The sequence below is a fragment of the Flavobacterium sp. B183 genome, from assembly GCF_023539155.1.
GTDB classification, from domain to species: Bacteria; Bacteroidota; Bacteroidia; order Flavobacteriales; family Flavobacteriaceae; genus Flavobacterium; species Flavobacterium tructae.
Genome location: NZ_CP097434.1, coordinates 902,708 through 927,221, shown reverse-complemented (window position 1 = coordinate 927,221; position 24,514 = coordinate 902,708). Strand labels below are relative to the sequence as shown.

General features: G+C 37.7%; 17 protein-coding genes. 9 read left to right on the top strand and 8 right to left on the bottom strand.

Annotated elements, in window-relative coordinates; all coding sequences use genetic code 11:
- Positions 1-129: 129 nt before the first annotated feature.
- From M4I44_RS04165 to M4I44_RS04155, 3 genes are read right to left on the bottom strand one after another with little or no spacing between them, the layout of a single operon-like run.
- The gene (locus M4I44_RS04165; protein ID WP_249966600.1) at positions 130-1,500 is read right to left on the bottom strand and encodes a TolC family protein; all 1,371 of its coding nucleotides are present in this window, start codon (positions 1,498-1,500) and stop codon (positions 130-132) included.
- Positions 1,490-4,666 (bottom strand): efflux RND transporter permease subunit, encoded by a 3,177-nt coding sequence (locus tag M4I44_RS04160; protein ID WP_249966599.1) that lies wholly within the window; start codon positions 4,664-4,666, stop codon positions 1,490-1,492. The genes M4I44_RS04165 and M4I44_RS04160 overlap by 11 nt, the downstream gene beginning before the upstream one ends.
- A 17-nt stretch (positions 4,667-4,683) precedes the next feature.
- Positions 4,684-5,829 (bottom strand): efflux RND transporter periplasmic adaptor subunit, encoded by a 1,146-nt coding sequence (locus M4I44_RS04155; RefSeq protein ID WP_249966598.1) that lies wholly within the window; start codon positions 5,827-5,829, stop codon positions 4,684-4,686.
- A gap of 326 nt (positions 5,830-6,155) precedes the next feature.
- On the opposite strand from M4I44_RS04155, the gene M4I44_RS04150 reads away from it, so the two are divergent.
- Positions 6,156-7,514: a rhodanese-related sulfurtransferase gene (locus tag M4I44_RS04150; RefSeq protein WP_017495846.1), complete on the top strand. Its 1,359-nt coding sequence runs from the start codon at positions 6,156-6,158 to the stop codon at positions 7,512-7,514.
- Between the two features lie 150 nt (positions 7,515-7,664).
- Here the strand turns inward: M4I44_RS04150 and M4I44_RS04145 are convergent, their stop codons facing one another.
- The 3 genes from M4I44_RS04145 to M4I44_RS04135 all read right to left on the bottom strand — a co-directional run bounded on the left by M4I44_RS04145 (position 7,665) and on the right by M4I44_RS04135 (position 11,513).
- Positions 7,665-9,029 (bottom strand): T9SS type B sorting domain-containing protein, encoded by a 1,365-nt coding sequence (locus M4I44_RS04145; RefSeq protein ID WP_249966597.1) that lies wholly within the window; start codon positions 9,027-9,029, stop codon positions 7,665-7,667.
- 537 nt (positions 9,030-9,566) lie between these two features.
- Positions 9,567-10,139 carry a hypothetical protein gene (locus M4I44_RS04140; RefSeq protein ID WP_249966596.1) on the bottom strand — a complete coding sequence of 191 codons (573 nt, stop codon included), beginning with the start codon at positions 10,137-10,139 and terminating at the stop codon, positions 9,567-9,569.
- A gap of 9 nt (positions 10,140-10,148) precedes the next feature.
- Positions 10,149-11,513, bottom strand: coding sequence for a hypothetical protein (locus M4I44_RS04135; RefSeq protein ID WP_249966595.1), 1,365 nt, complete (start codon positions 11,511-11,513; stop codon positions 10,149-10,151).
- 311 nt (positions 11,514-11,824) lie between these two features.
- Here M4I44_RS04135 and M4I44_RS04130 point away from each other — a divergent pair, with 311 nt between their 5' ends.
- The 7 genes from M4I44_RS04130 (at position 11,825) to M4I44_RS04100 (ending at position 21,772) form a co-directional block, all read left to right on the top strand.
- Positions 11,825-13,162: a regulatory iron-sulfur-containing complex subunit RicT gene (locus M4I44_RS04130; protein ID WP_249966594.1), complete on the top strand. Its 1,338-nt coding sequence runs from the start codon at positions 11,825-11,827 to the stop codon at positions 13,160-13,162.
- On the top strand, positions 13,146-13,625 hold the full coding sequence (locus M4I44_RS04125) for a gliding motility lipoprotein GldH (RefSeq protein ID WP_017495853.1): 480 nt from the start codon (positions 13,146-13,148) through the stop codon (positions 13,623-13,625). Before M4I44_RS04130 ends, M4I44_RS04125 begins: the two co-directional genes overlap by 17 nt.
- Before the next feature lie 10 nt (positions 13,626-13,635).
- Positions 13,636-15,942, top strand: a complete 2,307-nt coding sequence (locus M4I44_RS04120; RefSeq protein ID WP_017495854.1) for a penicillin-binding protein 1A — start codon at positions 13,636-13,638, stop codon at positions 15,940-15,942.
- A 217-nt stretch (positions 15,943-16,159) separates the two neighbouring features.
- Entirely contained in the window at positions 16,160-16,861 is a 702-nt protein-coding gene (locus M4I44_RS04115; protein WP_017495855.1) for a CoA transferase subunit A, read from the top strand.
- A 99-nt stretch (positions 16,862-16,960) separates the two neighbouring features.
- Complete coding sequence (locus tag M4I44_RS04110; protein ID WP_017495856.1) at positions 16,961-17,617, top strand: CoA transferase subunit B; 657 nt, start codon at positions 16,961-16,963, stop codon at positions 17,615-17,617.
- A 366-nt stretch (positions 17,618-17,983) separates the two neighbouring features.
- On the top strand, positions 17,984-20,752 hold the full coding sequence (locus M4I44_RS04105) for a M4 family metallopeptidase (protein WP_249966593.1): 2,769 nt from the start codon (positions 17,984-17,986) through the stop codon (positions 20,750-20,752).
- Positions 20,753-20,881: 129 nt separating this feature from the next.
- Positions 20,882-21,772: an S-adenosyl-l-methionine hydroxide adenosyltransferase family protein gene (locus M4I44_RS04100; protein WP_249966592.1), complete on the top strand. Its 891-nt coding sequence runs from the start codon at positions 20,882-20,884 to the stop codon at positions 21,770-21,772.
- A gap of 113 nt (positions 21,773-21,885) precedes the next feature.
- Here M4I44_RS04100 and M4I44_RS04095 read toward each other — a convergent pair whose 3' ends face one another.
- Positions 21,886-22,416 carry a DUF6646 family protein gene (locus M4I44_RS04095; protein ID WP_017495859.1) on the bottom strand — a complete coding sequence of 177 codons (531 nt, stop codon included), beginning with the start codon at positions 22,414-22,416 and terminating at the stop codon, positions 21,886-21,888.
- Positions 22,417-22,467: 51 nt separating this feature from the next.
- Positions 22,468-23,202, bottom strand: a complete 735-nt coding sequence (locus M4I44_RS04090; RefSeq protein ID WP_249966591.1) for a metallophosphoesterase family protein — start codon at positions 23,200-23,202, stop codon at positions 22,468-22,470.
- Between the two features lie 209 nt (positions 23,203-23,411).
- On the opposite strand from M4I44_RS04090, the gene dinB reads away from it, so the two are divergent.
- The gene (dinB, locus tag M4I44_RS04085) at positions 23,412-24,494 is read left to right on the top strand and encodes a DNA polymerase IV (protein ID WP_249966590.1); all 1,083 of its coding nucleotides are present in this window, start codon (positions 23,412-23,414) and stop codon (positions 24,492-24,494) included.
- Positions 24,495-24,514: the final 20 nt, after the last annotated feature.

Sequence of the window (24,514 nt, the reverse complement as noted above, 5' to 3'; positions counted from 1 at the left end):
AAGACACAAAGGTTATAAAAAAAAAGCACTATGAAAATAGTGCTTTTTTTGTTTTTATAAAATCTTAGTACCTCAGAACCTTAGCAGCTCAGTACCTTTGAACCTTTGCGACTTTGTACCTCTGCACCTTTACGGACTCCATCCCCCGCCAAGGGCTTTGTACAATTGAACCATTGAACTTAATTGTCTTTCAGATAATTGTGATAGACTTAATTGCGCCTGAAATAAGTTGCTTTCGACATCTAAAACTTCCAGATACGAAACATAACCGCTGTCATATCTTTCGTAGGACAGTTTATAGTTTATTAAAGCCGCATTAACCTGTCGGTTTCGGGCGCTCCATTCTTCTTTGTAGGTTTTGATGTTCTGAATAGATTGTTCTACTTCATTAACAGCAGAAATATACGTTTTTTGATAGGTAAACTTGAGTTCTTCAGCCTGTTGTCTGTATATTTCTACTCTGCGTTTGTTTCTTCCAAAGGCAAATATGGGGCCGGTAACTCCTGCAGAGGCATTTTGTGAATAAGAACTTCCTAAAAACAAATTGCTTAAGTCGGCGCTGGCGAATCCGGCAATTGCTGCGAGGTTAAAAGAAGGAAAGCGCATCGCCTGGGCGGTTCCGATTCTTTCATTGGAAGCTTTGTATTTTAATTCTGCCGCTTTTACATCAGGTCTGTTTTCCAGTAAAGCGGACGGAATTGATAATGGTATTTCGCTTACAATTCGCAATTCGGTGTTGGATTTTCCTCTGGGAATTTGCGATGGAAGCTGACCGGTAAGAAGAGAAATAATATTTTCCTGAACGGTTATTTGTCTTTTAATGTTTGGAATAGTTGCTTCGGCGATCGCAACCTGTTGTTCGATTTGTGCTTTGTCTACCTCAGAGATATAACCGCTTTTGAATCTTTGGTTTATAATTTCATAATATTTTTCGCGGGTAGAAAGGGTATGTTGTGCAATCTCTAACTGATCGTCGAAATTTCGCAGCTGAAAATAAGCTGTCGCAATATCACTTACAATATTTGAAAGTACAACTTTACGGGCTTCCTCAGTAGCCAGAAGTTCATTTTGTACCGCTTTATTTTCATGACGGTATCTTCCCCAAAAATCAATTTCCCAGGACATGTTTGCACCGACATTTGAAGGCGTCAGATTTTTTTCGTTGCTGTTTATAGTTGCTCCGTATTGAAAGGAAGGTAATAGATTTGTTTTAGAGTATCCTAGTTGTGCCCTAAGCTGATCAATTCTGGTAATCGCAATTTTTAAATCATAATTATTCTGAAGCCCCTTTGTAATCAAGTTTTTTAAAACATCATCATTAAATAAATCAAACCATTTTAAGTTGACGACCGAGGCGAGACTGTCTAAATTTCGCTCGTTTTGATAAGAATCAGACTTTAGCTGTTCGGGCTTTTTATACTTAGGCCCCACCATACAGCCTACAGGCAATAAGGAGAGTAAAAGGATAATGGCTATTATTTTATATTTCTTAATCATCATGGCCAGTGGTATTAGAGTCCTTATTATTTTCCGTCGTTTCGTTGGTATCCTCTTTCTTTTTTCCAATGTTTTCAATCATCACAAACAAGCCGGGTACAATTAATACACCCAAAACAGTGGCGATTAGCATACCGCTAAATACTGCCATTCCCATTACGATACGTGCCTGAGAGCCCGCACCCGTAGCCGTTAAAAGTGGAACAACACCAAGAATAAAAGCAAAGGCCGTCATGAGAATCGGTCGGAAACGAAGTTTTGCTGCTACCATAGCCGATTCGTACAACGGTTTTCCTTTTTCGTATTCTTCTTTGGCAAACTCCACAATAAGGATCGCATTTTTTGCTACTAATCCGATTAAGAGCACTAACCCAATTTGAGCAAAAACATTGTTGACGTAAGCATCGCTACCAATTCTGGCTAATAGAAGTCCCAAAAAGGCTCCAAAAACGGCAAACGGTGCACCAAGTAATACACTGAAAGGCAATTTCCAGCTTTCGTATTGTGCGGCAAGAATGAGGAATACAAATACCAGCGCCATGATAAACACGGAACTTCCGCCAGGTGAATGTTTTTCCTGATACGAAAGGTTGATGTAATCGTAACCCATATCTGCCGGAAGGGTTTGTTTGGCTACTTCTTCTAAAGCTTCTAAAGCTTGCGCACTACTATAACCGTCATTCGGACTTCCACCAATTTCGGCCGATCGGAACAGATTAAGACGATTGGTAAAATCGGGACCCATAACTTTTGTAGCGGTTACCAACGTGGAAATGGGAAGCATATCACCATCATTATTTCTGATATAAATCAGGTTTAAATCTTCAGGTTTTACCCTATTAACGGCTTCACCTTGTATGAAAACCTTGTATTGACGTCCAAAACGATTAAAGTCATTTACATAACTTCCCCCTAAAAAGGTGCCTAAAGCTTCGGTAACTTTCGAGACCGGAACACCGAGTTTCATGGCTTTGTCGTTATCAATATCCAATTTGATTTGTGGAGAACCGGCATTAAAAGTGGTATAGATTCGTTTTATTTCCGGACGTTGTTGAGCAGCTGCTATAAAAGCCTGAGTCTGTTCGGCTAAATATTGTGGAGTATTACCACCTTTGTCCTGCAGCATTAAACTAAAACCTGCGGAAGCACCCAGACCCTGAATGGCCGGAGGGCCAAATCCGAATACGGAAGCAGTAGTGATTTGAGTCGCAAATTTTTTGTTTAAGCGGTCCACAAATTGCTTAGAAGTTTCGTCTCTTTCTTCCCAGGGTTTTAATGAGATGAAAATAAAGGCACTGTTCGGCTGATAAGAATTGGTAAGCATACTAAATCCGTTGATCGTGGTATACGATAATATGGATTTTTCTTCTTTTAAAAAACGATCCACTTTTCGCGATATTTCATCTGTACGCTGTAAGGAAGAGGCTGGCGGTAGTGACATATTGACCAATACATAACCCTGATCTTCTTCGGGAATAAAACCTAACGGAATTTTTTTGCCTAATACTACGACGGCAGCCATAATGACGGCCAGTAAGACTATAATTCGCATTGATTTTTTGGCAAAGAAAGTAGCTCCTGTTAGGTATCTTCCGGTAACTTTTTCGAAAATTCGGTTAAATCCGGCGAAAAATTTGGCCAGCCATCCGGTTTGTTCTTCAATTGGTTTGGTCGGTTTTAATAACATGGCACATAAAGCAGGACTTAAAGACAGGGCACTAATGGCTGAGAATGCTACCGATACCGCAATGGTGATGGCAAACTGCTGATAAAAGCGACCCGTGATTCCCGGAGTCATGGCAACCGGTACAAAAACAGCAATCAAAATTAAGGCAATTGCAATTACCGGACCTGATACTTCTTTCATTGCCTGAATGGTAGCTTCCCGTGGACTTTTGCCTTTTTCGATATGGTGAATAACAGCTTCTACCACAACAATAGCGTCATCAACTACGATACCAATGGTTAATACCAATCCTAAGAGTGAAAGTGTGTTTATCGAAAATCCTAATAACGGAAAAACGGCAATGGTTCCCACTAAGGAAACAGGAACCGTTATTAAAGGTATTAAGGTAGCACGCCAGTTTTGCAGAAAGATAAACACCACCAGAATTACCAGTATAACCGCTTCAAAGAGGGTGTGAACAATATCTTCGACTCCGGCAGTAATAGCAAGTGTTGTATCAAGTGACTCCTGATATTCGATATCTTTTGGGAATTTTCCAGAAAGGTCTTTCATGGCTTTTTTTGCCAGTTCGGCCACTTCAAGCGCATTACTTCCGGGCATTTGATAAACCGCCATTACCGCACTTGGTGAACTGTTTCGGCGTGCAGATGAACTGTAGTTTTCAGTTCCCAGCTCAATTCGGGAAATATCGCTGAGTAACACCTGTGCACCGTCTTTTTTACTTCGAACAACGATTTCTCCAAATTGTTTCTCCGTTACCAGACGATCCTGAAGCGTAACACCATAAGTAAACTCAGTACCCGGAGGCGCAGGTTCAGCCCCAAATTTTCCTCCGGGACTAATCATGTTTTGGGCGTTCAGGGCATTTTTTACATCATCAACCGTAACACCCAGTTTGCTCATGACATCGGCCTTTAACCAGATACGCATCGAATAGTCACTGCCCCCAAAAAGAGCAACCTCTCCAACACCTTTTATACGAGCCAGCTGATCTACAATATTGATGCTGGCATAATTGTTTAGAAATTTAGCATCGTATTTCGGATTGTTTGAGGTAACAGTAAACAGCATCATCGGGAAGGATAAGGACTTTTTTACCACAACCCCTTGCTGTTTTACACTGGAAGGCATAAAAGGCGAAGATTGATTTTGCCTGTTTTGAGTAAGCATATTGGCATTATCCAAATTAGTACCCACATCAAAAGTTACTTCAATGGTACAGGCACCATCAGAAGTATTGGTAGATTTCATGTACAGCATATTTTCCACACCATTTACTTTTTGTTCAATAGGTGTCGCAACTGCTTGTTCAACATTCAGCGCATTGGCACCTGTAAAACTCGTATTGATTTTAACAACAGGCGGGTTAATGTCGGGATATTGCGAAATAGGTGTTTTTTGTAATGCCAGTAATCCGAGTATCACAATAATAATACTCATTACAATAGCAACGATTGGTCTTCGAACGAAAAATTCTCCCATGATACGTGGTGTATAAGTTATTTAGTTGCCGCAGCTTGTGTCTGACCCAATTGCCATTGAACTACTTTTGGTGTAATAACACTTCCATTTTTTAATAATGAAGTACCTCCCATAGCTATTTTGTCTCCGGGTTTTAAGCCATCTTCTATTACGTAACCATCTTTTACAGCCGGACCGGGTTTTACGATTTGCATGCTGACTTTATTGTCTTTGCCTAATACGTAAACCTGATAAATACCCTGTACTTCAATAACAGCACGTTGCGGAATCACGATAGCATCTTTACGAATGTCTGTAAGCAATCCGATTTTTACATATTGTCCCGGTCGTAATAATTTATCAGGATTTGAAAATGCCGCTTCAAATGTTATCGCGCCCGTAGAAGGATCAATCTGTCTGTCGGCGAAACTGACTTTACCCGTTTCAGGATAAGTCGAACCGTCGGATAATTTCAGAGAAACCACAGCGCCGGAACCTTTTAAAGAAGAATTAGGTTTGTTGAATTCTCTAAACAAACGAAGAAATTCCTGTTCGCTCATCGTAAATCGAACCCTGACATCACCTAAATCGGAGATTGTGTTTAGAACTGATGCCGCACCAGGTCTCACATAATCGCCTACTCTTACTTTTGATATTCCGATTAAACCTGAAATTGGTGCGATAATACGGCAATAGCCCAGTTCGATTTTTGAATTTTCCAGAGAAGCCTGAGACGCTTTAATTTTAGCCTGAGACGCACTGTAAGCTGACTTAGCCGAAATTAACTCTCTTTGACTAACCGCATTTATCTTCGCTAATGGCGCTATCATGTCTAAATCGGCTTTGGTTTTTGCCAAACCGGCTTGCGATTCTGCCAGTGTCCCCGCGGCTTCGTCCATTTTGGTTTTATAAGGAAGTGGGTCAATAGTGTACAACACTTGTCCTTTGGTAACAAAACCACCTTCTTTAAAATTCTGACTCAAAATAATACCGTCAACACGAGGATTTATCTGAATGTCTGACTGACCATAAGTCTGTCCGGTGTATTCCGATTCTACATTTACATCCTGATTTAAAACAGTAAGAACTGAAATTTCAAGTGGTTTGGGTGGTGGCGGAGTTTCTTTTTTACAGGCTGAAAGAAAGAAAAGGAGTAGGATTGCAGAAGGATAAAATTTGTTCATTTTTAATTTATATTAAGATGTATTAATATTCAACTAACTAGAAACCAAATATGTGCATTGCTAAGTTAACATTTTTTTAGCAAAAAGTAAAAAAAGAATCTCCGTAGCTGTTCTGTTTAGTTACAACGGTATTTGAATTTACCTTTTACAGAAACAGGACAGACTTTTGAATGATAAAATAACAAGCATCTATAAATTTGGGACTTTTTTCTGAGATGAAAAAATGAGATGAAATGTTAATAGAATTTTTAATCTGAAAATAAATGGTACTTTTGCACCAGATTTTAAAAAATCAAACTTATTCTTAACTTAAAACTGTTTATAGCATGCAACTGTATAACACTTTGAGCGCAGAAGAAAGAGCCATCATGATCGATGATGCCGGTAAACAACGACTAACGTTGTCTTTCTATGCGTATGCCAAAATTGAAGATCCCAAAAAATTTCGCGACGATTTATTTATTGCCTGGAACAAGCTTGATGCTTTAGGCCGAATTTATGTGGCTAACGAAGGTATTAATGCTCAAATGAGTATTCCTGCCGAAAATTTGGAGGCTTTTAGAGCAACTCTGGAAGTATACGATTTCATGAAAGGCATTCGTTTGAATGAAGCCGTAGAACATGATGATCATTCCTTTTTAAAACTAACGATCAAAGTTCGACACAAGATTGTTGCTGATGGTTTGAATGACGAAACTTTTGATGTAACCAATATTGGTGTTCACCTGAAAGCCAAAGAGTTTAATGCCATTCTTGACGATCCTGATACAATTGTGGTTGATTTTAGAAATCACTACGAAAGTGAAGTAGGGCACTTTAAAAATGCAATTACTCCCGATGTTGAAACTTTTAGAGAAAGTTTACCAATCATCAACGAACAGCTTCAAAATCATAAAGAAGATAAAAACCTTGTGATGTATTGCACCGGAGGAATTCGTTGCGAAAAAGCAAGTGCCTATTTTAAGCACCAGGGTTTTAAAAATGTCTATCAATTAGAAGGCGGTATCATCAATTACGCCAAACAAATTGAGGAAGAAGGTCTGGAAAGCAAATTCATCGGAAAAAACTTTGTGTTTGATAATCGTTTAGGGGAAAGAATTACAGAAGATATTATTTCGCAATGTCACCAATGTGGAAAACCTTGTGACAATCATACCAATTGTGAAAACGATGGCTGCCATTTATTATTTATTCAGTGTGATGAATGTAAATCGGCAATGGAAAACTGTTGTTCAACAGAATGTTTGGAAATTATCCACATGCCTTTAGTAGATCAGGTTCGATTGAGAACCGGAAAACAAGTTGGAAACAAAGTTTTCAGAAAAGGGAAATCGGAAAATTTGAAATTCAAACATTCAGGTGATTTACCCAATACAGCTTTGGCTGCAGCAGAAAAACCTGTTGATATTCGTCAGAAAGTAAAAGTAAAAAAAGTACTTCTTGGAAAAGCAGAGCATTATTATGTGAAAGCACAGGTGGCACAGTTTACAATTGAAAATCAAGAATTAAACAACGGTGATAAAATCTTAATTTCAGGACCAACAACCGGTAATCAGGAATTGGTTTTAGAAAGACTGATTGTGAACGGAGCCGAAACTTCAACGGCTAAAATTGGCGATAAAGTTACTTTTGAAGTTCCTTTCAGAATCAGATTGTCTGATAAATTATATAAGATTATAAACTAACAGTAAATAAATATCTGTAAAATTAAAGCAGATTTAAATTATCGTTTTTTAAAATAACAAAACCCTATTTTGTGTAATAAACGAAATAGGGTTTTAAATTATAATTTAGTAGGTGTTTGCCATTAAACATCGTTTTCTTCTCCTTGGTATTTATCGGTAAAGAGTAAAATGACCATGAAGTCTTTTATTGTCTTTTGGGGCATTTAGAATTATTTCGTACCAATAATCACCGGAAGGCAGTTCAGCACCATTGTATCTTCCGTCCCATTTCTGATCGTAATTGTTGGTTGTAATGGTGCGCCCGTATCGGTCAAAAATAATATAAGTTAGGTTTTTGTTGTTGCCTAAGCAGCCCGGAGCCCATTCGTCGTTTATGCCGTCACCGTTTGGGGTGAAATAATTGAGGATGCAAATATCATTTTTAATAGTGTATTCAAAATATTTCGAAGTGGAGGCAGTACATCCATTTTCATCGGTAACGGTAACGGTATAGAGGCCGGATTCGGTAATGATAAATCTGTTGGATTGACCACCCGGGCTTCCATCTAGGGAATATTCATATTTTGAAGTTCCTCCACTTGCTATAGCTACAATTTCATTTTGTTCGCCTTCTGTTAAGGTTAAAGTTAGTGGATTTGCCAGATTGTCTATTTTGACAGTAACATTTACAAAATTGCTTTCACAATTAGAAATAGTATCTTTTTCTTTCAGCTTATAATTTGTATCAGTTGTCAGGACAGGAGTCGTAAATACGGACCCTTCAAAAAGCAGATTTGTTCCTGTAGCATCATACCAGTAGAAAATGGCATTAGGAATTCCAGTTGCTGTAAGTGTGGTAGCTGTTCCGTTACATATTGTTTGGTCAGTTGCAGAGGGAGGAGCAATAGAGGCGGTAAAATTTACAGCATCCAGAAAATTACCAATGGTTGGGTCTCCGGTTGAAGTTGATATCGCTTCGAAAATAAAGCGGATTTTGGTGAGACCTTTCGGAATCTGATAAGTGCCGGTATATAATTTCCATGCCGTACCTGTTGAGGCTGTCATAATAGTAGTATAAGGACCTCCGGGAGGTCCTGCTTTTAGTGCCATTTTATCAACACCACGTCTGCCCATGTGAGCAAACGAGTAATTAAAATAAGTTGTGGTTGAGGTATCATAGTCTTGATACAGCCCTGAAAACTGATAGGCGTTAAGTTCTACAAATTGCCTTCCACTGTAGGCGTATTTCCCTTCATTGCCATTAGCCCAAAACTCTATGATGTCATCAGTAGCCGTCGTTCTCCAACCAAGCAAAGAAGTAGGAAGTTGGTTTTGGTTGATAAATTCAAGACCTTGAGCGAAAGAAGGGTATTCAAAATCTGCGTTTATGGTTTGAACCGTACATTGACCATTTGCTAAATAAGACAGCATAATTAGAGCAAAAACTACAATCGTTTCTACAAAATTAACCTTCTTTGTTGAATCCGTTTTTCGTTTTAGTAAATGGAATCCGTTGATAGAGGTATAAAAAGACATTTTTACCATAGAGTGAATTAGAAGGGAGTAAAATGTTCTTTTTTGCTTATTCCTAAAAGCTTTATAATTAGGCAAAAAGATTTACAAATTCCTGAATACAAACGGTTACGTTTTACTATCCTTGCATTTTTATGATTGAACAACTAGTGAAAATCTATTCAAAATTATTAAGATTCAATCGTAGATTTGATGTACAATCAATACTTGGTAAACTTAAAGTAATAGTTGGAAGAGTTCTATTACATTTTGGACAATACGAATATGATAGTAGTCAATTTTAGAAATGACTACGGGAGTGAAGTAGGATATTTTAAAAATGTAAATACTCTCAGGTAGAATATTTTAGGGAAAGTTTTTCAGCAGGAAGGGGAGAGAGAGCTGTGATGATATCAAACAAGCCTCTGAGGTTCTTCTTTGTATTCGTTTGTCTGATGAAATAAATAAAATTGTAAAAAATTAAAGAGGCTTAAAGCCAACATTAAAAAAGTTCTGTTACTTACACTGGTAATAACAGAACTTTTTAATGCGTTAAAGTGACTAATGGTATATATAATCTGAAACTTCATCGACAATTTGCCATTTGCCCTTTATTTTCTCCATGATTATAGTTTTGTTTTCATGAATGAGACCTTCTATATCACCAGTTGATCCACGCGAAAAGTAAAACAAAACATATTTTTTGTTTTTATAAAAAACAGGGTCAGATATTGAGAATACAAGTCCTGGTTTACTTTCATATTTATCCAGAAATTTTGTGTTCCACATTCCCAATCTATTTTCAAAAATAAAATCAAATCCAGGAAAATCTTTTGGTTTCCAGTATTTTTTAATTGTGTCATTGGAATAAGCTTCAAGCATAATGTCATAACTTTTTTGATCAAATAACGAACTTCTGTAGTTTTTCTGGACTTCAGCAGTTTTGTCCCCACCATAAAATATGCGTAAAGCATTGCGAAGATCTGCTTTTTCTTTTATGATAATTATGCTTTCATTATTTGTAATTTTTGTTTTAAGGAAAGTATTAATTGATTCGTACCTGTTATGGTTAATAGAGGAGCATGAAAGTAGTAATGCCTGAAATACTATTAAAATTAAGATCTTTCTTTTCATAATTGTTTTCTAATTACATGGTTTTCCTTGGGGATTTTGGTTTCCTCTGGATTTGTTTCTGGCTTCTACCGTTTTACGTTGCGCAATTCTGTCCTTATCAGCAGCTGATAGTTTAGCGTTATAAATTGGAGTGCCTTGCAAGCTACTCCATGCTAAGTCTTTGTACATTTGTTGAGCTGCGCCTGAGGCAACAGGTGTTCCGGTGTTAAATTCCTGTAAGGCAGAAGCCATTATGTCAACATAGCGATTTGCAATTTCAGCATGATGTGCATCAGCCATGTCATTTGACGGAGATCCGGGATTAGTGCTTCGTACATAAGCTTCAAATAAAGTTGGAAAATCGGATAACGAAGAATTTCCGGTTGATTTTTGTTGATCGATAATACTTAAAAAATAAGCATGTATTATTTCGTGAATTAGTGTTGTTGCTACCGATAAATCCGTTGGAGGTGAGTTTGGTTCTGAATCTATAACTCCATTTAGATAATCCTGATTAATTGTAATTTGATAATTGTTATCAGACAATTTGATGGTTTGCCCAAAAACAGATGGGCCTCCTAATACTGGTCCTTTTTGCATAGTAACATCATAGGGAGAGATTGGACCTCCAAAACGTTGTAACATCTTGGTAATGTCATTTTGTTTTAAATTTTTTAGTTTTTCAAGAGCCGATTTTCCGCAAGGATCCAGATTGTTGTCTTTAATTTGTTCTACCCTGTTCCAATTTGCCGATCCGCCACTAGAACCACCACCAATTGGTACTATTGGAGGATTTACAGGATTTGTAATAGGATTAGGCCAAGGATTACCGCCGGGACCAGTTACAACTACTTCGTTTAGTTTGATCGCGCCTTCATCTCCATGGCAGTTATTGCAAACCCCCGCTCCACTTGATTTCGAAAAAAGATTATTACCATTGGCTATCCCTTGTTTATAATTATCTTTTCTCGTTTCCATGGTCTCTAAGTTAGTAATTCTTACTTCACCGGTAAACGATTCCAGTATTTTGTGTGTGGCTATTTTTTGCAGATCTTCTATTTCTTGAGAGTCTTTAAAATCAAAGCTCCATAATTTTCCCGTAATATTATAATCATTGATTTCCAGAATAATTTTTTGCAAAAGAAAAGAGTTGGAAGATTTTACTGGAATTATAGCAACAAAAGAAGTTTCGGTGCTTTGCTGATAAAGGGTAGCGGAGTTCCAAAGTACATCTTTTTCATTGATAATGTGTTTTGAGCTTAACCATTCTTTTGAGCGGATAAGTAATGCTGATTCCTGTTTTTCAATACTGGTGTAATCATTTTCAGGAGAACAGCTGAAGATTAGTAAGCATAATAGAACAATCGTTAACAGATTGTAAAGGTGTTTTTTCATGAGGTTATTTTTATTAAAACTGAATAAATTTAGAGCAAAAATATCTAGAAGATTTTTTATAAGAAAAAATATATGATTTGATATTTAAAGAATAAAATTGTACGGAAAAGCCTCTAAAAACGACATGGGATGAGTTAGAAAAGAAGGATTTAAGAGACCAAAAAATGCGTTTTTGATTAAAAATGAGACATTTGTTCATTTAACATCCCTTTAGTTTTAATGGATAAAAAGCTAACTAAAAAAAATACTATCTTTACCGATCAAACGTTTATGAACTTAAGTCGCGTTTTTGCGACACTACATATATAATTATGGCATGTACAAGTTGTTCAACCTCAGATGGTGGCGCACCAAAAGGTTGTAAAAATAATGGGACTTGCGGCACCGATAGCTGCAATAAATTGACGGTTTTTGACTGGCTCGCAAACATGAGTCCGTCCAATGGAGAGGCGATTTTTGATTGTGTTGAGGTTCGTTTTAAAAACGGACGCAAAGAATTCTTTAGAAATTCAGAAAAATTAACCTTAAGTATTGGTGATATTGTAGCAACTGTTGCTTCACCAGGACATGATATTGGAATTGTAACTCTGACAGGCGAATTGGTAAAAATTCAAATGAAGAAAAAAGGAGTAAATCCTGAAAGTAATGAAGTTCCTAAAATTTACAGAAAAGCTTCACAGAAAGATATTGATATCTGGTCTGTAGCACGTGATCGTGAAGAACCAATGAAAGTTCGCGCACGTGAGTTAGCGATTCAGCATAAACTGGAAATGAAAATTTCTGATATTGAATTTCAGGGAGACGGGTCAAAAGCTACATTTTATTACACCGCAAATGACAGAGTCGATTTCAGACTTTTAATTAAAGATTTTGCTAAAGAATTCAGTACCAGAGTCGAAATGAAACAAGTTGGTTTCCGTCAGGAGGCAGCCCGTTTGGGAGGAATTGGTTCTTGCGGACGTGAACTCTGCTGTTCAACCTGGTTAACCGATTTTAGAAGTGTGAATACTTCGGCAGCACGTTACCAACAGCTTTCACTGAATCCTCAAAAGTTGGCAGGACAATGCGGAAAACTAAAATGCTGTCTGAACTATGAGTTAGATACTTACATGGATGCGCTAAAAGACTTTCCGGATTACGATACCAAATTGGTAACCGAAAAAGGAGATGCTATTTGCCAGAAACAGGATATTTTTAAAGGCCTGATGTGGTTTGCGTATACCAATAATTTTGCCAACTGGCATGTTTTAAAAATCGATCAGGTAAAAGAAATTATTGCCGAAAACAAACAAAAAAACAAAGTTTCTTCACTGGAAGATTTTGCTATTGAAGTAACTTCTGAACCTGAGAAAGACTTTAACAATGCAATGGGGCAGGAGAGTTTAACCCGTTTCGATCAGCCAAAAAGAAAGAAAAAGCCAAGTCGTAAACGCAAACCAAATGCTGAGAATGCAGTTGTGGCCGCTCCGAACAAACCGCAGCAAACCAATAATAATAATACAAACAAGCCGGCTGGTGGCAATCCGAATAAATCGAATAAACCACAAAACAAACAAAATCAATCGAACAAGCCCAAAAATTCGAACGATAAAAAGCCAGCCGAGCCAAGAAAACCTATAATTATTACTAAAAATGAGAATAAAAAGTAGTGGAATTCTTCTTTTGTCAGCAATACTCCTTTTTTCCTGCGATAAAAAAAGAGTATTTGACGAATACAAATCTGTTGGAAGTGCCTGGAACAAAGACAGTATTGTAACCTTTGATCTGCCGGTTTTAGATTCTACCAAAAGATACAACCTGTTTGTAAATTTGAGAGACAACAACAATTATCCGTTCAATAATTTGTTTTTGATTGTAGCTATCGAAACACCAAGCGGTTTTACAAAAGTGGATACTTTAGAATATCAAATGGCAAATCCCGACGGTAGCCTGATGGGGAATGGCTTTACAGACATTAAAGAAAGTAAACTGTTTTACAAAGAAAACGTAAAGTTTAGAGGAAAATACAAAGTACATATCAAACAAGCAGTCAGAGAATCAGGAAAAATTCCGGGAGTTCAGACTTTAGAAGGTATTACAGATGTTGGTTTTAGAATAGAACAAAAAGATTAGAAAAAGAGTTATGGCTGCTAAGAAAAACAATCAATCCAATAGCGTTAAAGATATTAATTACTACAAAAAGAAGTTCTGGAGAATTTTTGCCTATAGTTTATTAGGAGTTCTTGCCTTCTTTTTATTTGCCTCATGGGGGTTATTCGGTTCAATGCCTTCTTTTGAAGATTTGGAGAATCCGGATTCTAATTTGGCCACTGAAATCATTTCGTCTGATGGAGTGGTAATCGGTAAATATTTCAAAACCAACAGGTCACAGCTTAAATATTCTGACTTGCCAAAAAATCTGGTAGATGCTTTGGTGGCAACTGAAGATGCTCGTTTTTATGAGCATTCCGGAATTGATGGACGTGGGACTTTACGTGCTGCTTTCTCTTTGGGGACAAATGGAGGAGCCAGTACCATAACACAGCAATTGGCCAAACAGTTATTTCATCGTGGTGGATCTAGCTTTTTGCCCTTTAGGATAGTACAAAAAATAAAAGAATGGATTATTGCCATTCGTCTGGAAAGACAATATACCAAAAATGAGATTTTAGCGATGTACTGCAACGTTTATGATTTCGGAAATTATGCTGTTGGGGTAAGTTCGGCGGCTCAGACGTATTTTTCCAAAGATCCTAAAGACTTAACTATTGACGAATCGGCAATTTTAGTTGGAATGTTTAACAATTCATCTCTTTATAATCCTTTGCGTAACCCTGTTGGGGTAAAAAACCGTCGTGATGTTGTACTGGGACAAATGGTAAAAGCCAAGATGATAACCAAATCTGAAAAAGAGAAATATCAGGCATTGCCAATCGCTTTAAAATTCAAATTGGAAAGTCACCGTGAAGGAACCGCTACTTATTTCAGAGAATACCTGCGTGATTATATGAAAAAATGGGTGGCAGAAAATAAAAAACCGGACGGTTCAGATTATGATATCTACAAAGATGGTTTGAAAATTTACACCACTATCGATTCAAGAATGCAATTGCATGCAGAAGAAGCGGTTTCGGAACACATGAAAAACTTGCAACAGCAATTTTTTATTGAAATGAAAACCAATAAAAATGCGCCGTTTGTAAACATTACACAAGCAGAAACAGACCGTATCATCATGCAGGCGATGAAGAATTCGACGCGTTGGGCTCTGATGAAAGAGATGGATAAAAGTGATGAAGACATCATTGCGTCATTTAAAGTGAAGACCAAAATGCGTGTATTTACCTGGAAAGGAGAACGTGATACCGTGATGACACCACTTGATTCTATTCGTTATTTCAAGCACTTCCTGCAATCTGGTTTAATGGCGATGGAACCTCAAACCGGAAATATTAAAGCATGGGTAGGTGGAATTAATTATAAATATTTCCAATACGACCACGTAGGACAGGGAGCAAGACAGGTAGGATCTACGTTCAAACCGTTTGTGTATGCAACCGCTATCGAGCAATTAAACATGTCTCCTTGCGATTCTATCTTGGACGGACCTTTTATGATTCACAAAGGACGTCATAATGTTACCGCTGACTGGGAACCAAGAAACTCTGATAACAGATACCGCGGAATGGTAACTTTAAAACAAGGTCTTGCCAATTCGATTAATACCGTATCGGCTAAGTTAATCGACAGAACAGGTCCTGAAGCTGTAGTAGAGTTAACACACAAATTAGGTGTAAAAACCGAAATCCCTGCCCAGCCTTCTATTGCACTTGGTGCTGTAGATATTACGGTTGAAGATATGGTGGCTGCCTACAGTACATTTGCCAATCAGGGTGTATATGTAAAACCGCAGTTTTTAAGCCGTATAGAGAACAAAAGCGGTGAGGTGATCTATGAGCCAATTCCGGAATCTCATGACGTTTTAAACAAAGATATTGCCTTTGCAGTAATTAAATTATTAGAAGGAGTTACCGAAACAGGTTCAGGTGCACGTTTGCGTACAGAGGGCGGAGGAAGCGGTGACAATCGTTGGACTGGATACCCGTACATGTTCAGAAACCCGATTGCAGGTAAAACCGGAACCACTCAAAATCAATCAGACGGTTGGTTTATGGGAATGGTACCAAATCTCGTAACCGGAGTCTGGGTAGGTTGTGAAGACCGTTCAGCACGTTTTAAAAGTTTGACTTACGGACAAGGAGCTACAGCGGCCTTACCAATTTGGGGGTATTTCATGAAATTATGTTATGCCGACCCGGGATTACAGGTCTCAAAATCCGAGTTCGAGCGTCCGGCAAACCTTTCTATAAAGGTAGATTGCTACAGCAGACCGGCAGTGGTAAAAGATACGACACAGACTGACCAAAATACAGACGAATTCGAACTGTAGGTTTGATTCTCATAGAATAATAAATCCTTTTGTGATCTTCTACAGGAAGAATACAAAAGGATTTCTTTTATAATGATGTAGTCTGTCACTCAACAGGAATGCGAGCAATTCGTTTTCAAAGAATAAAATCAGTCATTTTATTTTTTACGAAATCGTTATAATTTAATCTAAAAATCTTATTTTTATCAAAAATATACAGTAATAAAGACAGTTTGTTATGATTACAAAAAAAGTAAATAACGTTCAGGAAGCTATCGAAGGAATTGAAAGTGGAATGACTATAATGTTCGGAGGTTTCGGTTTATGCGGAATTCCTGAAAATACAATTGCAGCACTGGTAAATACTTCCATTTCAGATTTAACCTGTATTTCGAATAATGCGGGAGTGGATGATTTTGGTTTGGGATTGCTGTTGCAAAAGAAGCAAATTAAAAAAATGATTTCCTCTTATGTGGGGGAGAATGCCGAGTTTGAACGTCAGATGCTTTCAGGAGAACTGGAAGTCGAATTGACTCCGCAAGGTACTTTAGCCGAACGCTGTCGTGCGGCTCAAGCCGGAATCCCCGCGTTCTTTACACCTGCAGGTTACGGAACTGAAGTTGCCGAAGGCAAAGAAGTACGTGAGTTCAATGGAAAGATGCACATCATGGAACAAGCTTTCAAAGCGGAGTTCGCAATTGTTAAAGCCTGGAAAGGTGACGAAGCAGGAAACCTGATTTTTAAAGGAACAGCCAGAAATTTCAACGCCTGTATGGCAGGTGCGGGTAAAATTACCATCGCCGAAGTGGAAGAATTAGTTCCCGTGGGAACATTAGATCCAAATCAAATACATATTCCGGGAATTATGGTGCAACGCATCTTTCAGGGAGAAAAGTTTGAGAAAAGAATCGAGCAGAGAACGGTAAGACAACGAGCATAATTAGAGAATTAGAAAATGTGATAATTAGATAATTATTTGGATTGTGTAAATTTTTTACATTATCTAATTATCTAATTTCCAAATTGACACATTAGAACTATGTTGACAAAAGAAGATATTGCAAGACGTATTGCAAAAGAAGTAAAAGACCGCTATTTTGTGAACCTTGGAATTGGTATTCCAACTTTGGTAGCAAATTATGTGAGAGAAGATATTGCTGTGGAGTTTCAAAGTGAGAACGGTGTTCTCGGCATGGGACCTTTCCCTTTCGCCGGAGAAGAAGATGCAGATATTATCAATGCCGGAAAGCAAACTATCACAACACTTCCGGGAGCCAGTTTCTTTGATTCGGCTTTTAGTTTTGGAATGATCCGAAGCCAGAAGGTAGATTTGACCATTTTAGGAGCTATGGAGGTTTCTGAAAATGGTGATATTGCCAATTGGAAAATTCCGGGTAAGATGGTAAAAGGAATGGGCGGTGCAATGGATTTGGTAGCTTCTGCCGAAAACATTATTGTTGCCATGATGCACGTTAATAAAGCAGGTGAATCGAAAATACTGAAAAAATGCTCTTTACCCTTAACTGGCGTAGGCTGCGTTAAAAAAGTAGTCACCGAGCTTGCGGTTCTGGAAGTGACTGATAAAGGGTTTAAGCTACTAGAAAGAGCACCGGGTGTTTCTGTTGAGCACATCATCGCATCAACCGAAGCCGATTTGATCATTGAAGGTGAAATTCCGGAAATGGATATAAGATAATTCTGTATTTAAGATAAATTCACATGAAGGCTAGCTTTTAAAAGGGCTGGCCTTTTTTGTAGGAAAAAATTAAAGAAAAGTCACCGGGTTTGTTTTTTTCTAAAAGCCTTGTATTTACTGACTTTTTTGGGTTAATGTATTAATTATCAATAGAATAATTAATTTTTGGGCCTGTTTTTTGTGAATTCATCACAGTTTGTTAAATAAAAGTAAATTTAAAGTAAAAAAGATTGTATTTAATCGATTAACGGCAAATTTCATCGATTATATAACATAAATAAAATACTTTTATGTTAAAATAGAGTATTTACTTACGTTTAATATTTTATTTGTAATCCATTTAACCAAACTAAATACCACATTATTATGGACAGAAAATTACCAAAAATCATGGCATCAGCCGTTGTTATTCTTACATTTTCAGTATCAGGATTTGCTCAAAACACAGACAAACGGGTAAGTCAGAAAAATGTATCCGAAAATGGGCAACCAAGCTTAATCACTTTTAGTGATAAATCTACTTACAGAGGAACAGATTACAACACTGTTTTTAAAGAACAATTAGGTTTAAAAGACAATCAGTCTTTTTCTAAAATTAAGATCGAATCTGACAGAGAAGGTTTTACACATGAAAAATTTCAATTGTACGAGCAAGGTATTAAAGTAGAATTTGCCAATTATACACTACATTCCAAAGAAGGAAAATTAGTTTCCATGAACGGAGAGTTTTATGCCCTTCAAAATGTAAAAACAACCCCAAAATTATCCAGTAAAGCGGCTTTCGACAGAGCGGTTGCTTATACAGGAGCAAAACAATACCTGTGGGAAAACCCGCAAGATGCTGCAGCAATGAACTATGAGAAGCCAAAAGGCGAATTGGTTTTATTGCCGGCAATGGAAGAACAGGGTGAAACCAGAAAGTCAGATAAGGTGAGACTGGCTTATAAATTTGACATTTATGCCACCAACCCGGTAAGCCGCGGTGATCTTTATATCGATGCAGAAACCGGAAAAGTCCTGTTTTATAACGCTACCATAAAACACCTTGGTGAATACAGCCACGGAAATAAAGTAAAAACCGCCAAAGCAATAAATCAAAAAGAGGACGCAAATACTAAAAAAGCTTTTGTTGCAGCCAATGCCGCGACACGTTACAGCGGAACGCAGGTAATACAAACTACCTTAAGCGGAGCGTCCTATATACTTGCTGATGCGACAAGAGGTTTGGGAATCAACACCTACAATATGAAAAAGGGAACCAGTTATACAGCAGCCGTAAATTTTACGGATGCCGATAATAACTGGACCGCTGCTGAGTATAACAATGCGAACAAAGACAATGGAGCTTTGGATGCACATTGGGGAGCTGAAAAAACATATGATTACTGGTCAACAGTGCATGGCAGAAACAGCTTTGATAACGCAGGAGCAATTATAAAAAGCTACGTACATTACAGCAATGCCTACGATAACGCTTACTGGAACGGTAGTGTAATGACTTACGGTGACGGAAGCGGAACTTATTTCGATATCCTGACTGCTATTGATGTTGCAGGACACGAAATTGGACATGCTGTTTGTACTTATACAGCGAATCTAGCGTATCAAAAAGAATCCGGAGCGATGAACGAGGCGTTCTCTGATATTTGGGGAGCCTGTATTGAATATGCAGCAGCACCAACAAAATCGATCTGGTTAATTGGTGAAGATATCGAAAGAAGATCAGGGCACCTTTCTTTGCGCTCAATGAGTGATCCAAATTCTGAAGGTCAGCCGGACACTTATGGCGGAACCTATTGGATCAATCCAAATTGTACACCAACAAGCAGTAACGATTATTGCGGTGTACATACCAACTCCGGTGTATTAAACCATTGGTTTTACATTTTGTCTGTGGGTAAATCTGGTACAAATGATATTGGAAATGCCTATAACGTAACAGGGATTACAATTGATAAAGCGGCAAAAATTGCGTACCGTCTGGAAAGCGTGTATTTAACAGCAAATTCTACTTTTGCCAATGCAAGAACTTCAGGAATACAATCGGCTATTGATTTGTATGGTGCCGGTTCACCGGAAGTTATTGCTACCACTAATGCATTTTATGCTGTAGGTGTTGGAGCTGCGTATGTGGATTCAAATGATACAACTGCGCCAACAGCGCCAACAAATCTTGCTGCTTCCGGAACAACGGGGTCAACAACTAATTTAACATGGACTGCTTCAACAGATAATGTAGGGGTTACGGGGTATGATATTTACCAGGGAACAACTCTAAAAGGTTCGTCTACTACAACCAATTATACTGTAACAGGTTTAACAGCATTGACAGCGTATAGCTTTAGTGTAAAAGCCAAAGACGGAGCAGGAAATGTTTCAACAGCAAGTAATGTTGTAAATGTTACCACTACAGCTGCATCTTTAAACTACTGTAACTCTCAGGGGAACAGTACTGTAGATGAGAGAATTGGAAAAGTGGTATTCGGTACCATCAACAACACTTCAACAGGAACAACTGGTTATGAAAACTATACCGCTATCTCTACAAATGCTGCCAGAGGAACAGCCTATACGATAACAATCACTCCGGTTTGGACTTCTACTGTTTACAGCGAAGGATATGCAGTTTTTATCGATTACAACCAAGATGGGGATTTTGCAGATGCAGGTGAAACCGTTTGGACGAAAGCAACCTCTACAGCGGCTACAGCTACAGGAACTATTACAATTCCGGCTACAGCAACACTTGGTACAACAAGACTTAGAGTTTCTATGAAATATAACGGAATACCAACTTCTTGTGAGTCATTTTCTTATGGACAAGTAGAAGATTATTCGATCAATATCACAGCTTCAGGAGCTATTGTAAATCAGGAAATTGCAGCAGGATTAGTTGAAACTAATGAAACGGCAAGATTTGCATTGTATCCAAATCCGGTTGTTGATGAATTAAATGTTTCATTAGCAGATAATACAGGATATACTTTCAGAATTACAAATACATTGGGTCAGCAAGTGAGCTCAGGAGAGCTTTCAGGAAATCCTATTGATGTGAGAACTTTAAAAACAGGACTTTATGTTATCGAGTTGAATAATGGGGCTAAAAGAATCGTTAAGAAATTCGCCAAAAAATAAAATTGTTAGTTTAAAAAACGAAAAGCCTCGCAATTTGCGGGGCTTTTTTATGGAGTTCCCGAATGTAATTTTTGTATGTCATAGTAAGACCGCTTTTTGTAAGTTTGTTTAGTAATCCTAAAAAAGATCATGATGAAATTGTACTTATTGCTTTTTTTGTATGCCCTTAGTTTTAGTAGTTTTTCTCAGAATAACGTGCTGGTTTTTCAATCTGATTTTGGGTTGAAAGATGGGGCGGTATCAGCAATGAAAGGAGTGGCAATGGGAGTTTCAACAGATTTGAAGATATTTGATCTGACGCATGAAATTCCGGCATTTAATATTTGGGAGGCTGCTTATCGCCTGTCACAAACCGCACAGTACTATCCTGCAGGAACTGTATTTGTATCCGTTTGTGATCCGGGAGTGGGAACCGCAAGACATTCTGTAGTTTTACGCACCAAATCAGGACATTATTTTGTGACTCCCGATAATGGAACCTTGACTTTAATTGCAGAACAATTAGGAATTCAGGAAATTCGCGAAATTGATGAAGTAAAAAACCGTCGACAAAACTCAAATGAATCGTATACTTTTCATGGACGCGATGTATATGCTTTTACCGGAGCACGATTAGCCTCAAAAACGATTGCATTTGAAGAAGTAGGGCCTAAGCTGCCTAATGAAGTGGTGAAAATTGATTATCAGAAACCGGTTTTAGAAAATGGAGTTATTAAAGGAGGTATTCCGGTTTTGGATATTCAGTATGGCAATGTCTGGACAAATATCGATAAAAAGACCGCTGAAAAATTAGGCTTGAAAGCGGGAGATGTCGTGAGAGTTCAGGTTTTTGATGGTACTAAAAAAGTATACGAAGGAAAACTAAAGTTAGTAAATACATTTGGTGAAGCAGCAATTGGTACAGCTGTTTGTTACTTCAACAGTCTTTTAAATTTCTCGCTCGCAGTCAATCAGGGGAATTTTTCAGAAAAGTATAAAGTGTTTAGCGGAGCCCATTGGAGTATTTTGCTAAGCAGATAAAATAAAAAACCGCCCAGCTAGGCGGTTTTTTTTGACTTTATAAATTTTGCTGTCGGACAATTTCAGAGGAAATACGGTTTTAAATAAAACTTATATTTTCTTATCCGTTGCGCTTATTGTAAATTGAATGAGGCTCCTAAACTAAAAGTTGCCTGATTGTTTAAATGATCAAATACATCGTTGTTGTTTCCGTATTTTGCAATTGGAAATCCAATCTCTGTGAAAACACCAAATCCATCCGTAAAGAAATAACGTCCGCCAACATGACCTCCAAAGTTACGCAACCCTAAACTTAAACCAGGATAAACATCCAATTGTTTAACCCCAATAACACTGCTTAGATTAGCATTAATTCTGGCTTTAGCATCAAAACGATCACTAAACTTCGGTTTTAAATCAGTGTATGGCGTTGGGTTGTTATGATAGAAACCATTAAAATTGTCTACTCCTAATAAATAATTGGCTACAAAGCCAAAAGAGAAATTTTCTCCAAGACCAAAATCTACCGAACCCTGAATTCCGGAACCACCATTTTGTATGTTAGCACCAACATTCACTCTAATGTCTCCTTTTCCTTTAAAAGCCTCTTGTGCTTGTGTGAATCCAAATGATACTAAAAACAAAAGTGTAATTACCTTTTTCATAAATATAAATTTTAATTATTTTTTTAAGTGCAAAAATAGCCATTTTAGGAGTTAATTCCTGCCTTTTTCAGAAGAATACAGTTCATTTAGCGGTTCGCTCTGCCAGAATTCCTTAGTGTCGACGTTTAAAATAGTCAACGGGCCTTTAAAAGCGGCACCAGTATCAACGTTCCATATATTTGCTTTTTGTACAGGTGTTGTTTCGCCAATTCGGGTGACAGGAGTGTGTCCGATATAGATTTCTTTATACAACGTAAAACGCTTAGGATAAAGTGCATCACCGATTTTTAAATTAGGATCTAGCGAAAGAGCTGTCTCCCAAAGCGTTCTGTCCCAGTAGAATAATTTTGGAAAATATTCATATTTGACGCCATTCAGATTGGTAAAACCTGCATGAACAAATAATCGGTTTTGATCGTCAAGGTAATAATCCTCCAATGATTCGAGGAAAGCGATATGTGCCTGTTTTTCTTCCACACTCAGTTTTTCGTAAGCCAGAACAGTCGCTTCACCGCCATGTTTGAACCATAAAGTTTCGTCAACATCTTCTGTTTTGCTTTTAAACCAGGACAAAAGCAGTTCATCATGATTTCCTCTGATGCAAATGCAATTTTGCTTACTTTTTAAGTCCATTAAATATTCAATTACTTGGGGAGATTGGCTCCATCCGTCAACATAATCGCCTAAAAAAATAAGAGTATCTTGTGTAGTAACTTTGGCTTTTTTCATCACTTGTTCCAGCGCGAGTAATCCGCCGTGTATGTCGCCTATAACAAATGTTCGCATTTTAATTCTTTAATGTAGAAATACAAAAATAACGAAAAGGATTCGTTTGAGACTAGTAACTTGAGAATCTTTACAAATGGTGTGATTTGAATTGTTATATGTAAAATGTGAAATTTGAGATTTGGAATGAATTTTAAGGGGTGATTGGAGAGATTATTTTTATGATTATTTTCGATACTTTTTGTGCCTTTCCTCTTTAAATTTGTAGTATGTCCGAAACCCCAACATATCGAAAAATCATTCATATTGATATGGATGCTTTTTATGCTTCGGTAGAGCAGATGGATAATCCCGCTTTGCGTGGAAAACCTGTTGCTGTTGGCGGATCAGAGAATAGAGGCGTAGTCTCGGCTGCAAGTTACGAAGCGCGAAAATTTGGTGTACGAAGTGCCATAAGTGGTGTTCTGGCCAAAAAATATTGTCCGGAAATTATTTTCGTTCGTCCGCGATTTGATCGTTACAAAGAGATCTCGAATAAAATTCATAAAATATTTCATGACTATACAGATCAGGTTGAGCCTCTTTCGCTGGACGAAGCTTATCTTGATGTGACACAAAATAAAAAAGGCAACCCAAGCGCAAGTTTGCTTGCACAGGAAATCAGACTCCGAATTCTCAATGAGGTTGGGCTCACGGCTTCTGCGGGAATTTCGATTAATAAGTTTGTAGCGAAAATTGCATCGGATGTTAACAAACCAAATGGACAGAAAACGGTTAATCCGGACGAGGTTTTAAACTTTTTGGAAGAATTGCCCATTCGGAAGTTTTACGGTGTTGGAAAAGTGACCACCGAAAAAATGTACCAATTGGGAATTTTCACAGGAGCAGATCTTAAGAGCAAAGACGTAGCGTTTTTGGAGAAACATTTCGGAAAATCGGGGGCCTTTTATTACAATGTGGTTCGCGGAATTCATAATAGTGAAGTAAAAGCGTCTCGTGTAACGAAATCAGTTGCGGCCGAGCACACCTTCGATGTCAACTTATCCTCTGAAATTTTTATGCTCGAACAGCTTGAAAAGATTGCGGTATCTTTAGAAAAAAGATTAAAAAAATATAACATCTCGGGCAAGACCGTGACACTTAAAATCAAATACAGCGATTTTACGCAACAAACACGCAGTAAAACGCTGCCATACTTTATTTCTGATAAAAGTTTGATTCTAGAGACCGTAGAGGAGCTTCTGTATCAGGAACGAATGAAAGATTCTGTTCGATTGCTTGGCATTTCGTTGAACAACCTAAATACAGAAGAAAAAAAGGCAGTAGTAGTCCAACTTAAATTTTCCTTCTAATTGCATTAAGGAATAATTAA

Bases quoted from the DNA above. Each gene is read 5' to 3' on its own strand.
- M4I44_RS04165 (WP_249966600.1), bottom strand. From the start codon at position 1,500: ATGATGATTAAGAAATATAAAATAATAGCCATTATCCTTTTACTCTCC.
- M4I44_RS04160 (WP_249966599.1), bottom strand. From the start codon at position 4,666: ATGGGAGAATTTTTCGTTCGAAGACCAATCGTTGCTATTGTAATGAGT.
- M4I44_RS04155 (WP_249966598.1), bottom strand. From the start codon at position 5,829: ATGAACAAATTTTATCCTTCTGCAATCCTACTCCTTTTCTTTCTTTCA.
- M4I44_RS04150 (WP_017495846.1), top strand. From the start codon at position 6,156: ATGCAACTGTATAACACTTTGAGCGCAGAAGAAAGAGCCATCATGATC.
- M4I44_RS04145 (WP_249966597.1), bottom strand. From the start codon at position 9,029: ATGTCTTTTTATACCTCTATCAACGGATTCCATTTACTAAAACGAAAA.
- M4I44_RS04140 (WP_249966596.1), bottom strand. From the start codon at position 10,139: ATGAAAAGAAAGATCTTAATTTTAATAGTATTTCAGGCATTACTACTT.
- M4I44_RS04135 (WP_249966595.1), bottom strand. From the start codon at position 11,513: ATGAAAAAACACCTTTACAATCTGTTAACGATTGTTCTATTATGCTTA.
- M4I44_RS04130 (WP_249966594.1), top strand. From the start codon at position 11,825: ATGGCATGTACAAGTTGTTCAACCTCAGATGGTGGCGCACCAAAAGGT.
- M4I44_RS04125 (WP_017495853.1), top strand. From the start codon at position 13,146: ATGAGAATAAAAAGTAGTGGAATTCTTCTTTTGTCAGCAATACTCCTT.
- M4I44_RS04120 (WP_017495854.1), top strand. From the start codon at position 13,636: ATGGCTGCTAAGAAAAACAATCAATCCAATAGCGTTAAAGATATTAAT.
- M4I44_RS04115 (WP_017495855.1), top strand. From the start codon at position 16,160: ATGATTACAAAAAAAGTAAATAACGTTCAGGAAGCTATCGAAGGAATT.
- M4I44_RS04110 (WP_017495856.1), top strand. From the start codon at position 16,961: ATGTTGACAAAAGAAGATATTGCAAGACGTATTGCAAAAGAAGTAAAA.
- M4I44_RS04105 (WP_249966593.1), top strand. From the start codon at position 17,984: ATGGACAGAAAATTACCAAAAATCATGGCATCAGCCGTTGTTATTCTT.
- M4I44_RS04100 (WP_249966592.1), top strand. From the start codon at position 20,882: ATGATGAAATTGTACTTATTGCTTTTTTTGTATGCCCTTAGTTTTAGT.
- M4I44_RS04095 (WP_017495859.1), bottom strand. From the start codon at position 22,416: ATGAAAAAGGTAATTACACTTTTGTTTTTAGTATCATTTGGATTCACA.
- M4I44_RS04090 (WP_249966591.1), bottom strand. From the start codon at position 23,202: ATGCGAACATTTGTTATAGGCGACATACACGGCGGATTACTCGCGCTG.
- dinB (WP_249966590.1), top strand. From the start codon at position 23,412: ATGTCCGAAACCCCAACATATCGAAAAATCATTCATATTGATATGGAT.